Source organism: Pontixanthobacter luteolus (assembly GCF_947494915.1).
Classification (GTDB): domain Bacteria; phylum Pseudomonadota; class Alphaproteobacteria; order Sphingomonadales; family Sphingomonadaceae; genus Pontixanthobacter; species Pontixanthobacter luteolus.
Window position 1 is genome coordinate 1752825 of the sequence record NZ_CANLWR010000001.1, and the last position, 13499, is coordinate 1766323.

General features: G+C 59.8%; 10 protein-coding genes. 6 read left to right on the plus strand and 4 right to left on the minus strand.

Annotated elements, in window-relative coordinates:
• Positions 1–22: 22 nt before the first annotated feature.
• From PO778_RS08550 to PO778_RS08565, 4 genes are all read right to left on the minus strand, one after another.
• Positions 23–1684 (minus strand): bifunctional helix-turn-helix transcriptional regulator/alpha/beta hydrolase, encoded by a 1662-nt coding sequence (locus PO778_RS08550; RefSeq protein ID WP_271439261.1) that lies wholly within the window; start codon positions 1682–1684, stop codon positions 23–25.
• Positions 1685–1854: 170 nt separating this feature from the next.
• The gene (locus PO778_RS08555) at positions 1855–2154 is read right to left on the minus strand and encodes a hypothetical protein (protein WP_160730484.1); all 300 of its coding nucleotides are present in this window, start codon (positions 2152–2154) and stop codon (positions 1855–1857) included.
• A gap of 76 nt (positions 2155–2230) precedes the next feature.
• Positions 2231–3103 (minus strand): hypothetical protein, encoded by an 873-nt coding sequence (locus tag PO778_RS08560; protein ID WP_271439262.1) that lies wholly within the window; start codon positions 3101–3103, stop codon positions 2231–2233.
• A gap of 154 nt (positions 3104–3257) precedes the next feature.
• On the minus strand, positions 3258–4796 hold the full coding sequence (locus PO778_RS08565; protein ID WP_271439263.1) for a tetratricopeptide repeat protein: 1539 nt from the start codon (positions 4794–4796) through the stop codon (positions 3258–3260).
• A gap of 82 nt (positions 4797–4878) precedes the next feature.
• On the opposite strand from PO778_RS08565, the gene PO778_RS08570 reads away from it, so the two are divergent.
• The 6 genes from PO778_RS08570 (at position 4879) to PO778_RS08595 (ending at position 13437) form a co-directional block, all read left to right on the plus strand.
• Positions 4879–5676 carry a transglutaminase-like domain-containing protein gene (locus PO778_RS08570; RefSeq protein WP_160730487.1) on the plus strand — a complete coding sequence of 266 codons (798 nt, stop codon included), beginning with the start codon at positions 4879–4881 and terminating at the stop codon, positions 5674–5676.
• A gap of 139 nt (positions 5677–5815) precedes the next feature.
• Positions 5816–7255 carry a glucose-6-phosphate dehydrogenase gene (gene zwf, locus PO778_RS08575; RefSeq protein ID WP_160730488.1) on the plus strand — a complete coding sequence of 480 codons (1440 nt, stop codon included), beginning with the start codon at positions 5816–5818 and terminating at the stop codon, positions 7253–7255.
• Positions 7248–9059, plus strand: a complete 1812-nt coding sequence (edd, locus tag PO778_RS08580; RefSeq protein ID WP_271439264.1) for a phosphogluconate dehydratase — start codon at positions 7248–7250, stop codon at positions 9057–9059. Before zwf ends, edd begins: the two co-directional genes overlap by 8 nt.
• Before the next feature lie 6 nt (positions 9060–9065).
• Entirely contained in the window at positions 9066–10052 is a 987-nt protein-coding gene (glk, locus tag PO778_RS08585; protein WP_271439265.1) for a glucokinase, read from the plus strand.
• Complete coding sequence (gene eda / locus PO778_RS08590; protein ID WP_271439266.1) at positions 10049–10657, plus strand: bifunctional 4-hydroxy-2-oxoglutarate aldolase/2-dehydro-3-deoxy-phosphogluconate aldolase; 609 nt, start codon at positions 10049–10051, stop codon at positions 10655–10657. Before glk ends, eda begins: the two co-directional genes overlap by 4 nt.
• On the plus strand, positions 10654–13437 hold the full coding sequence (locus PO778_RS08595) for a phosphoenolpyruvate carboxylase (protein ID WP_271439267.1): 2784 nt from the start codon (positions 10654–10656) through the stop codon (positions 13435–13437). Before eda ends, PO778_RS08595 begins: the two co-directional genes overlap by 4 nt.
• Positions 13438–13499 lie beyond the last annotated feature (62 nt).

Sequence of the window (13499 nt, forward strand, 5' to 3'; positions counted from 1 at the left end):
GGCACGCGGACGGCTGCGGCCGTCAGAATTGCTGCCGTATTTGCTCCATGACGATCGCTGGCTGATCCTGCATGAGGAAACTGCCCGCATCGTCGATGATTTTTGCATTTTCCAAGCCAAGCCGGGCACACGACATCGCCACAAAATCGGGCGGAGCGTTGCTGTCATTGTCGCCGACCAGAATTGTAAACGGAACCCGCAAGCCGGCGAATGAGCTTGAATAGTCGCTGCTCCAGTTGAGCATGGTGTCGATCGCTCCGTCCGGACCGAATTTCAGGCCGTAACCGGCTGCCAAACGGAACCTCCTGACCACTTCGGGGTCACGCACCGTTTCGAGTTCGCGCGGACACGCTTCGTAATAATCGTCTACAAAGCGATGAAAATCGCCGGTTCCCATGCTGGCGAGCATAGCTCGCATGTAAACTCTGGCCAGACCGGGCGCCATTCGCGAAATTCGAAAATGCACTCTCTGTCTTGCTGGCAAGAAACCATAATCCGAATGCTTTGCAATCGGCATGAATGGCCCCACAAGCAAAGCTGCCTGAATGCGTTCGGGGCCAAGCTGCGCCATTGCCAGCAAAAAAGGGGTGCCGGCCTGCGTGCCCACACAAACCGGGCGCACAGCACCGATATGTTCGAGAAATTCCGGCATTCTGGAGGCAAATTGGCGTGGGCTGTCAGTGCTTGGCTTGGTGCCTGTGGTTGCGCCATAAAACGGACGCCATGGCGCGATGAACCGGAGGCCTGCGTTCACAGCTGCATCGGCAACCCGGTTTGTAACAAGCGGACCTTCCAGTGCGTGAAAGAACAGCACCGGCCTGCCTTCTGGGTCGCCAAATTCTTCCCACGCAATCTTGCTGCCATCCGCTGCGGTAAAGATGTTTTCGCAAACATGATCGACCGGCGCGGCAGAATGATCCGGCAGCTCCAGCGAATGGACAAAACCTGCATAGAGAAGGAGCAGATCCTCTTTTGACCCGATCGACAGCTTTCTCTGAAGTGCCTTCAACTGGTTTCGAGCGGTTCCGATCGAACGGCCGCGAGCTTCGGCGAATTCGCGCACACTGCCGCCTTCGACGAGGTGCCTGGTCAAGGCGATTTCAGTGCCTGTCAGCTTCAGCGCGCGTTGAAATGCCTCTGCACTGCGTTCGCTCCAGCGAAGGCGCACCACGGTAAAAGAGTTAATCGGCACTTCACCGGAAGTGTCCGTTTCGATCGAAAACCAGCGCCCCTTTTCATCTTCAGCCGAAGTGTGCAGCTGGATGAAACCGGCATCCCCGCCTGCATTTGAGCAGCGTAGCCGCTCCTTGTCTTCTTTGTCAGTCAGGTGGTTAAACAGCCAGTCTGGAATAGGTTGCCCCACCGCGAGTTCGCCGGTTGGAAAAAGTTTTGGGTTCACCGCGACAACGCGAAAATCCCGGTCGATAGCCAGATCGCAATCCAGCGGCTGTGACTGTACTGTGGTCAGGCCTGCAAAATCGGAACTTCTCAACGGATACATTTTGTCGAGAATGCTCTCGGCATTTTCGAAATGCATGTCGATTGGTCCCGATATCTGCTTCAATTCTCCTTCAGCCGCCACGACTTCATGGAGCAGTTCCACAAACTCCTCTGGCGATGCGATGGCCGCATAGGCTTTTGCCACAACGTCCTGCAGCATCCGATCTCGCGTAGCTTCGGTCATTTATCCCAATTCATTTTCGCTGCCTCTGCTGCGACCGGCAGCACCTCGCATCTGCGCATAAGATCAATCGGTGACAATCGCGCTAAGGTTCGATGATTAATGAAAAAAGGGCCGCGTTCCGTCAAGAACGCAGCCCAGGTCGGCCTGATGGGGTCACGACATCAGGAACCTTATTTGACGCAGTATTTGCCCGAAGCTTTCAGGCCTGAAGGGCAGCTGCCGCTGCGCACTTCAGCATGGTCCCCGCGGTCACCGACACAGTAGTTTGCAGAAGCCTTGAACCCGGTTGGGCAGGAGCCAAGCTTGACGATTGCGACCTGCGAGCTGGACTTGCAGCTGGAACCGCTGGCCTTGAAACCTTTCGGGCAGGAACCATCCTTGGTCACTTCGGAAGAACTGGACTGAGCATAGGCTGCAGGGGCAGTGCCGACTGAAAGCGCGATTGCGCCGAGAATTGCGGTGAAACGCATAAAGGTATTCCTTTGTCTGAATGGGGGCGGTGCGACGGAAAAAGACTTTGGGATCGCATCCCGCCGCACCTAACTTTTAACCTTGGGGACCGCGGCGATAGGCAACGGCCAGCGCACTCTTGCCGGTTTTGTCGTTGAACCACTGGCAGAAGAAATCGGTGCCGGATTTGTCCGTGTGAAGAGCGCCGAAGTTGAATGTCAGCATCGTGCGGCCGCGCTTGTTCAACAGTGCGTCATAGGCGCCAGAGCGCTGCGAATTGCTGCCGGTCGCGGTCGGTTCATAGCCGAACGAATGGCCGGTATGCAGCATCACATCCTTGCCCTTGTAATTGTTGATGCGCGGGCCGTTCACATTGTCCAATTGTTCCGAACCGTCATAAGATACGCATTGGATGCTATAGGCATGCTTGTCGTACTTCGCCTTGTCGACCTCAACATACAGCACGTCGCCAACAGCCAGGCCGGAATAAAGACAGCCATTGGTCGCCTGAACGTCGCGGCGCTCTATCAGTCCGGAACGCTCTTCCGTGCTGATGCCTTTGCTGAAAGTGTATTTGCCGTCGCGTCCGACGAAAGCATTGCCAATACCCAGGTTTGCGCAATTGAGCTGTCCGGTGAACTTGGCAGGAACCGGGCCTGCCCCGCCGACATGATCTGGCGCACGGGCGCTGCATGGCGAATTTGAATTGCTGCCAAGATTGGCATTGCAATAGGAACCATCGGCGGAACGGCCGACGCCTGCCCGCCTCGAACTGCCGCGTCGCTTCTTGCCGCTTACGGTTTCAACGATATCCTCGGCCTGAGCTGCAGTCTGCTCGACTTCCTTCGCCTTCTTTTCGATTTTTTTGACTTTGCTTTTCAGCTTGTCGAACGGTCCGGCGTGCACAGGTGCGCTGAATGTCGTTGCGGCTAGAGCAAGGCCTACCGCCGTCCAGATTGCTTTCGTCATGATACGATCCCTCGTTTGGAGTTGAGGGCTGCCGGATAGGTCGTGCCGGCCTTCCGGCGAATGTCCCATCTGGTACAAATCTGTGCTTTTGCTGAATTTTTTCAGCCAAAATGGCCAAGCAGGCTGCAGGCGAAACCGTCAGCCTGCTGGATGGCTACCGTATCTGGCTTGCATTCTTTCTGCTCAAGAACGCTATCGGCGTGAATTCGTCAGGAATTACCCGTCCGTACCTAACTAGATCCGCGCGCAGTTCCGGGAATTGCGAAAGCAGCTCCTCGTTTTGAGGCAAATTGGACGGCGTGTAGAATAGCTCGAATTTCTTTGGTTGCAGTGCACCGATCGCCGTTTCGCGATATCGATCATCAGCCAGTGCGGATTGAAGCACCCGTGCGGCTTCTTCATTCTGGCCGGCACATTGCAAAGCCTGAGCAGCAAGGCTTTGAGAAACTTCCCAATTGTTTCGAAGGAATTCCAGATCCCCGTCAATCTCGTCCGCCCGGCCAAGGTTCTGGAGCGCGCAGACATTGTTTCTGGCGATGATCATCTTCGCGAATTGGGACCCGTAATTCCCCGCCACCTGCCCCGCCAGCGCGTTGGCCGCCAGCCCGTCTTCCCATCGATCGTGACCGATCAGGCGTGATGCGCGATTGATGACAAAGCTCACCACCCAAGGGTTCGCGTCAGGGTCCAATCCTGCGAGATCGTCGAACACGGCATCGGCCTTGGCCCGCTGGCCAATCGCATCATATGCATAAGCCTGGATATTGAGGGCCCACCCGTCCCCTTCTTCGATGTTCTTGAGGGTGCCGTTCCTCTCACGCCATTTCTGCGCGAGCGCGATGGCGTCTTCATACCGCCCTTCAAAATACAGGCCATGTGCAGCATCGGAAAATCGATCTCTGTCCGATTCGTTATTCTCCAGCCGCGCCTCGGCCCAGAAAGAATACTCTTCGCTGATCGGTTTCAGATTTGGCCCTGCTCGTTCTTCGATCCTCGGCCAAATCAGTTCGTATTTGCGATTAGCCAGTAGGTCGATGTAGCTGCGTGGATCCCGGATCAGCCGCAAGAGACCGTCAACCTGCTCTAGCTTTTCTTGACGGACTGCCGCGTCCAGAGCGTTGGAAACAATACCGCCCTCCAGCTCGGATGGAAAAACCGCAAGTTTCCCGTCCGAAAACCATTGCAAAGCCTGATCTTCGAACTGCTCGATACGTCCCTTTTCCCGCAGCATTCGCACACTGGCCCAGAACCGGTCCCGACCCAATTCTGCGAGTTGTGCGTCACTCAGTGAACGAAACCGGTCCAGCACGGCTTGCGCATTTCCCGTCTTGCCCTCGAAATACAGGGCAAGGTCGGTGTAATCTGCGTCAGGGGCGATCTTTTCCAGTTCGGCCACCTTGCGGGCGCCCAGTTCGTAATCATCTCTCTCACTGGCACAAAGCGCTTCTGAATATACCAGGCCGTGTTTGAACCGCGCCGGATCTGGCATTCTGCGATCAAGTTCCGAAAATACAGGCACGCCAATAGAGCATGAATTGCTATACCAGGGCTTCTCACGGTCATCCAATGCCGCGAACAGTTCCGCGTCAGTCATATTGGATGCATTGATCTCTGCCGGGCTTTCGGATGGCTGGGCCAAGACAGGAAAACCCACTAACGCCCAGGCTGCGACAAACAGTTTCAGTTGCTTCATGTTGATACGTTAACCCCTCTACCGCCTAAAACACCATAAAAAACAATCTGAAACCCCACCCCTTGCCGAGCGTTATCATACCATGCCCATTTCCATTTCAGCTTCATTCGCGTTCGAAACGGCAGAGCCGATCGACATCCTCCTCCAGTTCGAGGCGGCGGCGATCCCCGAGCAGCGCCTGATCTCGGCACGCACGACCATGTCCGATGCGGATCACTGTGCGAGGGTTTCAGCCGGGGACGACATCGGTGAACGGATCTGGCTGCGTGTCGATGGCCGGTTCGAAGTGGATTATGCCAGCGAGGTTGAGCTGGACCGGTTGCTCAGTCCGGTCAGCAGCCTGAAACGGGTCCCGCCGCATGAATTGCCTGCCGAGGCGGTCAAATACCTGTTCGATTCCCGCTATTGCCAGGCGGACAGGATGCAGAGTTTTGTTCATGACGAATTTGGCGGGCTTACCGGCGGTGCGCAGATCATGGCGATGCACGACTGGATTTCATCCAACTTTACGTACGCGCCGGGAAGCTCGAACGCTTCCACCACTGCGGTCGACAGCTTTATCGAACGGCGCGGCGTGTGCCGCGATTACGCGCATGTGATGGTGACGCTGGCCCGAGCCAGCGCAGTCCCGGCGCGGTTCGTCAGCTGTTTTGCACCGCAAGTGACGCCGCAGGATTTCCATGCCGTGGCCGAGGTATTCCTGTCGGACCCAACAACGCCCGGCGGCGGCGCGTGGTATCTGATCGATGCAACCAACATGGCCAATGCGGAAGACATCGTGAAAATCGGGGTCGGCCGCGATGCCGCCGATGTCAGTTTCATGACCAGTTTCGGGGCGGCAGATTTTCAATGCAAGGAAGTCGCAGTAACCCAATCCTGATGCGCGGCGTCATCTGACGCGCGCTGATGAATACGATTGCCAATCGCCCCATGCCGGGGTGCATGGCAAGGCAGCGGATGCTACAGCCGCATGAAATGCAACGCTTTGGAGGGACAAGCGTCTTGGGAGAAATGCACGCATGAGCTTCACCGCAGACCGCCTGCTACTGTTCGGAGCGACCGGCGACCTTGCCCAGCGAATGTTGCTGCCGTCGCTATGCGCGCTTCATGCAGATGAACTGATCGCGCCCGATGTAAAGATTATCGGCACCGCCCGTTCAGAAATGAGCGACAGCGAATTTCGCGCCTTTGCCCGCGAAGCGCTGGAAAAATATCTGCCTGCCGATCGCCGCGGGGGCATGGCCGATTTCCTGAACCGGTTGAGCTATCAGACGCTGGATGCAACCACGCTGGACGGGTTTGATGATCTGGCGAGGAAAGTCGGTACGCCGGCACGCGGCCTGGCGATTTTCCTCTCGACCGCGCCCAGCCTGTTCGAACCGACAATCAAGGGGCTGCAGCACGCCGGGCTGGACGGCAAGACAGTGCGTATGTGTCTTGAAAAACCGCTCGGCACCGATCTGGGATCGAGCTGCGAGATCAACGATGCCGTTGCCAGCGCGTTCGAGGAAGACCAGATTTTCCGCATCGATCATTATCTGGGCAAGGAAACCGTCCAGAACCTGCTCGCCCTGCGGTTTGCGAACATCATGTTCGAACCGCTGTGGAACGCCGCGCATATCGAACACGTCCAGATCACCGTTGCCGAAACGGTCGGGCTGGAAGGCCGGGTTGCATTTTACGACGATGCCGGTGCGATCCGCGACATGGTGCAGAACCATATGCTGCAATTGCTGGCGCTGGTCGCGATGGAGCCGCCATCGGATTTTGATGCGACTGCGATCCGCGATGAAAAGGTCAAGGTCCTGCGGTCACTGCGCGCGGTGTCGGGCAATGAAACCGTCACCGGCCAATACCGCGCCGGTGCTATCGGCGGTCAGGCCGTGCCCGGATATGACGACGAACTGGGCAAGGATTCGGACACCGAAACCTTTGTCGCGATCAAGGGTCATGTCGATAACTGGCGCTGGAAAGGCGTGCCGTTCTACCTGCGGACCGGCAAACGTCTGCCGCAGCGCCGCACGGAAATCGTCGTCCAGTTCCGCTGCGTTCCGCATTCGATCTTTGCCGAAAAAGGCGCCCGGATGGAACCAAACCGTCTGGTGATCGGCATTCAACCGGAAGAGAATATTTCGCTGAACCTGATGGCCAAGGTCCCCGGTCTGGACCGTGAAGGCATCCGCCTGCGTTCCGTCCCGCTGGATATCGCCATGCCCGATGCGTTTGTCGGACAGCACCGCCGCATCGCCTATGAACGGCTGCTGCTCGACCTGATCGAAGGCGACCAGACGCTGTTCGTACGCCGCGACGAGGTTGAGGCGCAGTGGGAGTGGATCGACGCCATTCGCGCCGGATGGTCGGCAAACGGCGTCGTGCCCAAGACCTATACCGCTGGCAGCTGGGGGCCGAGCGCGGCCATCGCGCTTGCCGAACGCGACGGAGTAACGTGGAATGAGTAATCTGAGCGATGTGCTGCACCGCGTGACAGAGCGGGTAATCGCCAACTCGAAAGACAGCCGCAGCCGCTATCTCGAGCTGATCCGGCGCGAGGCTGACAACCAGCCGGATCGCAGCCAGGTTTCATGCTCCAATCTCGCCCATGCCTATGCCGGCGCGCTGGAAGACCAGAAAGCGCTGATGGCCCATCGCGGCCCCAATATCGGCATTGTCAGTTCCTATAACGACATGCTTTCCGCGCATCAGCCCTATGGCCGTTATCCGGAGCGGTTGAAAATATACGCCCGCGAAGTCGGCGCGACCGCGCAGGTGGCCGGCGCGACGCCTGCCATGTGCGACGGTGTGACGCAGGGCGAAACCGGCATGGAACTGTCGCTGTTCAGCCGCGATGTGATCGCGCTGTCCACCGGGGTGGCGCTGAGCCACGCGATGTATGACGGCGCGTTGATGCTCGGGATTTGCGACAAGATCGTGCCCGGACTGCTGATGGGTGCTCTGCGTTTCGGCCACCTGCCCGCGATTTTCGTGCCCAGCGGCCCGATGCCCAGCGGTATTTCGAACAAACAGAAACAGGAAACACGCCAGCTTTATGCAGAGGGCAAGGCGACCCGTGCACAATTGCTGGAAAGCGAGCTTGGCAGCTATCATTCCCCCGGCACCTGCACGTTCTACGGCACTGCCAACTCCAACCAGATGATGATGGAGATGATGGGCCTGCATATCCCGGGTTCCGCCTTTATCCAGCCGGGGACCAAGCTGCGCCAGGCCTTGGACCGAGAGGCGGTTGTTCGCGTGGCGGAGATCGGCATCGACAGCGATGATTACCGCCCGCTGGGCCGATGCGTCGATGAAAAGGCGATTATCAACGCTGCGGTAGGCCTGCTGGCAACCGGCGGATCGACCAATCATGCGATCCACATTCCCGCCATGGCGCGCGCTGCGGGGGTCCAGTTCGACTGGACCGATCTGTCCGAACTATCAGCGGCGGTCCCGCTGCTGGCCCGCGTCTATCCAAACGGTGCAGGCGATGTGAACCATTTTCACGATGCTGGCGGCATGGGCTACGTGATCGGCGAATTGCTGGAGGCGGGGCTTGCCCACCGCGATGTGATGACCGTTGGCCGGGGCGATCTGGGCGATTACGCGAACGAGCCGGGCCTCGACGGAGACGATCTGGTCTGGCGCGCAGTTGGCGAAAGCGGTGATGACACAATGCTGCGCCCTGCATCCGCCCCCTTCCTGCCCGATGGCGGCATGAAGCTGGTGGAAGGCAATCTGGGCCGCGCCTGTTTCAAGACCAGCGCGGTTTCCGAGGATCGCTACACCATCGAGGCACCGTGCCGCGTGTTCGAGAACCAGGCCGATGTGACCGCCGCGTTCAAGACCGGCGAACTGGACCGCGACGTGGTGGTCGTCGTGCGGTTTCAGGGGCCGCGATCGAACGGGATGCCCGAACTTCACTCGCTCACCCCGCCGCTCGCCGTGTTGCAGGACCGCGGATACCGCGTTGCACTGGTCACAGACGGGCGGATGTCGGGTGCCAGCGGCAAGGTGCCGGCGGCGATCCATTGCACGCCTGAGGCACTTGGCGGCGGCCCGCTCAGCAAGCTGCGCGATGGCGATGTGGTGCGGCTATGCGCCAAGACCGGTACACTCAGCACAACCGCAGATCTGGACACACGGGAGGCGGCCCATAACCCGCAGCCATCTGAGGGCGTGGGCCGCGAACTGTTCGCGATGTTCCGTGCAAATGCCGACGGGGCCGAACGCGGCGGATCGTCAATGCTGGCAATGGCCGGATTGTAAGGGGGAATGGCAATGGATCTGGTCGCGGTTGATATCGGCGGAACGCACGCCCGGTTCGCGATTGCGCGCATCGAAGATGATGGCGCCATCACAATGGAAGAACCGGAAACGCTGCATACGGATGATCACGCCAGCTTCCAGACCGCGTGGGAAGATTTCCGCGAGCGCAAGGGCGGCACCTTGCCCCGCGCGGTGTCGATGGCGATTGCCGGACCCGTGGGCGGCGATGTCATCCGCTTTACCAACAACCCTTGGATCATCCGCCCGGCGCTGGTTCAGGAGAAGCTCGGTGTGGACCGCTTCACAATCGTCAACGATTTCGAAGCAGTGGCCCATGCCGTGGCCCGTGCACCGGAAGAACAGTTCATTCACCTCACCGGACCAGAAGAAGCGCTGCCCGCGACCGGCCGGCTGACCGTGCTTGGCCCCGGCACAGGCCTCGGGGTGGCGCATCTCTACCGCGAGGCAAATGGCACCTACCGGGTGTCGGCGACCGAAGGCGGCCATGTGGATTTCGCCCCGCTCGACAGTATCGAGGACGCGATCCTCGCCAGGCTGCGCAAACGCCACAACCGCGTATCGGTGGAACGCGTCGTTGCAGGCCCGGCAATTTCCGACATTTACCAGACGCTCGCCGCGATGGAGGGCAAACCGGTTGCCGATGAAGACGACATTGCCATCTGGACGCGCGGACAGGACGGGTCGGACAGCCTCGCCGCCGCAGCGGTCGACCGTTTCTGTCTGTCGCTCGGCAGTGTCGCCGGCGACATGGCTTTGGCCCACGGCGCAAAGGGTGTCGTGATCGCAGGCGGGCTTGGCTACCGCATCCGCAAGACATTGCTCGCTTCCGGCTTTGCCGAACGCTTTCGCGCCAAGGGGCGGTTTGAAAGCATGATGGCCGCGATGCCCGTCAAACTCATCGTGCACCCCCAGCCCGGCCTGTTCGGCGCGGCCGCGGCGTTTGCATCAGAACACACTGGAGAAACCAATTGAGCGATATCGAAACCATCATGCGCACCGCGCCGGTTGTACCTGTTATCGTGGTCGAAGACCTCGATCATGCGGTTCCTTTGGCAGAGGCACTGGTGGCTGGCGGCTTGCGCGCGCTGGAGGTCACGCTGCGCACGCCGGTTGCGCTCGACGCGATACGCGCGATGAAACAGGTGCCCGGCGCTATCGTCGGGGCCGGAACGGTCACCAATCAGGAAGAACTGGAAGACGCGATCGATGCGGGCAGCGAGTTTATCGTGTCCCCCGGCCTGACTGACACACTGGCACGTGCTGCAATCCGCCACGAAATCCCTTTTCTGCCCGGCACCGCCACTGCGGGTGACATTATGCGCGGGCTGGATCTGGGGCTGACCCATTTCAAGTTCTTCCCTGCAATGGCGGCAGGCGGCCTGCCCGCGTTGAAGGCTCTGGCCGCTCCTTTCGGGCAGTGCAAATTCTGCCCGACCGGCGGGATCAGCCTGCAAAACGCAGCCGAATGGCTGGCCTTCGATCCGGTTCTGTGCGTCGGCGGTAGCTGGGTCGCCCCCAAAGGCACGCCCGATCAGGCGAAGATCGAAGCCATGGCGAAAGAGGCCGCTGCACTATGATTACCCGGACCGTCGACGATCTGACCCAGCGGCTGAGCGAACTGCACGAGAAAACACGCGAAACGCCGCTGTTCAATCCGGTTTTTCAGCTTTCCCTGGACCTTTCACGGCAGCTGGAGTCGGGCGATCTTTCGCTGGATGATATCGAAAGCATGATCGCCGAGCTGGAATGCCAGTCGCTGAAAAGCCGCGCGAGCCGCCTGCGCCGGAACCTCGCGCCCGTTTCGCCTGACGCCAACGACGCGGTCTTGTCAGAAATGTGCGAACTGAGCGACTTCGACGCTTTCCGCGCGCGGTGGGAAAACCCCAGCTTGCATGCGGTTTTCACCGCGCACCCCACATTCCTGCTGACGCCGGACCAGAGCGATGCGGTAGCCACTTCTGCCAGCAGCGAAGGCGAAATCGGCGACGCCGCCTGCGCCGCGCACACCGAACGTCCGGAAATCACCCTGATCTACGAACATGGCCGGGCCATGCGCGCGATTGCCAACGCTCAGGATGCACGCGACCGGATGGTCGCAAACGCCCTGAAACAGGCGCAGAAACAATGGCCGGGCAAATGGTATGCCGCCGAACCGCTACCCTTCCGCTTCGCCAGCTGGGTCGGCTATGACATGGACGGCCGGACCGACATCAAATGGTTCGATTCCATCGGTTTCCGCCTGGCTGAGAAAGCTCAAAGACTGTCGCGCTATGTCGCTTCTCTGGAACAGATAGACGCCGACCATCGTCTGCTGGAAACGCTACGCAATGCAGCGGATTATTCAGCCGAACGCGCCGAAGATTTCCGGCAGGACCTGTCGGAACCCGCGGCCCTGTCGCAGGCGGCAAACACGCTGACTGCGGACCATCCGTCCAAATTGCTGTCGCTTACCTCGATTATCGACTTGCTCGAGGCAGAGGCTGTCGGTGCGGAGCCGGCACGCGCGATCCAGCTGAAGACGCTGGCTGCCGCTATGCGTGCAGACGGGCTTGGTATGGGCTGGATCCACTTCCGGGTTAATTCCAGCCAGTTGCACAACGCCATTCGCCGGCGGATCGATCCTGACAACACGCTCGACCTCAGCAGCAAGGGCGCGATGGCAACGCTGCGCGACCTGCTGAAAAAGGTTGAGCCGCTGCGGTCCAATTTCGCTGCCCTGGCGATCGAGAGTAGCACCGCGATCCGCCAGTTCCTGGCCATGGCGCAGGTCATTCACCACATCGACGGCGATGCGCCGATCCGGATGCTGATCGCAGAATGCGAACAACCTTCGACGATTCTGGCGGCCCTGTATTTCTCCCGCTTGTTCGGGATCGAGGACAAGGTCGATGTCTCTCCGCTGTTTGAGACCGAGAGTGCGCTGGAACATGGAGGCCGTTTCCTAGACGCCCTGTTGGCGGAAGAAACCTATCAGGAATATGCCCGCAAACGCGGCCGCGTTGCGATCCAGACCGGGTTTTCCGATGCTGGCCGTTTCGTGGGACAGATCCCGGCAAGCCTCGCCATTGAGCGTCTGCAAGGGCGCATGGCTGACGCTATGCGTGACAACGGGCTGACCGATGTTGCAGCGCTGATTTTCAACACTCACGGCGAAAGCATGGGCCGCGGCGCGCATCCCGGCGGGTTCGCAGATCGGCTCGCCTGGCCGCTCAGCCCGTGGACACGGCGCAGGTTCGTCCGCGCCGGCATTCGGCTGGAGCCCGAAGTCAGCTTTCAGGGAGGCGACGGCTATCTGCATTTCGCCACCGCCGAACTGGCGCTCGCAACCCTGACGCGGATCGCGGCGCTCAATCCATCGGCGACCGATCCTGACGCGCCAACCGATCCGTTCTACCGCCGCACCGATCTCAGCCTAGATTTCTACCGCGCGGTTCGCAAACATCAGCGCGACCATCTCGAAAGCCAGACCTACAGCCGGGCGCTGACCGCGTTCGGCCTTGGCTTGCTCAATTCGACCGGTAGCCGCGTCTCGCGCCGCCAGTCTGACCTGAGCGCGGACCGCGATATGAACCTGCGCCAGATCAGGGCAATCCCGCATAATGCGGTGCTTCAGCAGCTTGGCTATCCGGTCAACGTGATTTCCGGTGTCGGCAGCGCGGCAGACGGCAATTACGAAGACGTCGCTCAATTGCTTCAGGAAAGCGAGCGCGGGCGGCAATTGATCCGGCTTGTGCGTGCATCGAACGCACTCGCCAGTATCAAGACTGTCGCTGCATTCGGCGAACTGTTCAATTCGGCCTATTGGGCAAGCCGCCCGTATCGCGGCACGGAGAAACACCTGTCCGACGCGTGCGAGGCATTGGCGGAATACCTCACCAAGGATGACCGTACCGGCACTTTTCGCCGTTTGGCATCCCGCCTGCGGGTCGATGCGCTGAAACTCCACCGCCTGCTGGACATGATCCCGGACGAGGCACCGCTGGAAAACCGCGAGAATGTCCGCCGTTCGATCGGGGCATTGCAGGCCCTGCGGCTCACCCTGCTCCAGCATATGTTTATCAAGGCTGTCTCGATTCCGGCGTTCAGCCGCGCAAACGACATCAGCCGCGACGATGTGCTGGAGATGGTTTTCACCCTGCGTGTCGACGATGCACTGGCGCAGCTGCGCCGCGCCTATCCAACGAGCTTTCCGGGGCTGGAGGATTTCACCGTCGATGAACCAAGCGATTACCCCGATGGTGACGGCGAAGGATACACCGTGATCCAGCGCGATTATATTGACCCGCTGGAACGGGCATACGGGCTCAGCCTGCGGATCGGCACGGCTATCGCCAATGAATTTGGCGCGCACGGCTGATACCCCTCTGCCGTTAACTCGGCCGCGCCGCCTGTCCCCCAAAGAGACAGACCGGAGCGCAC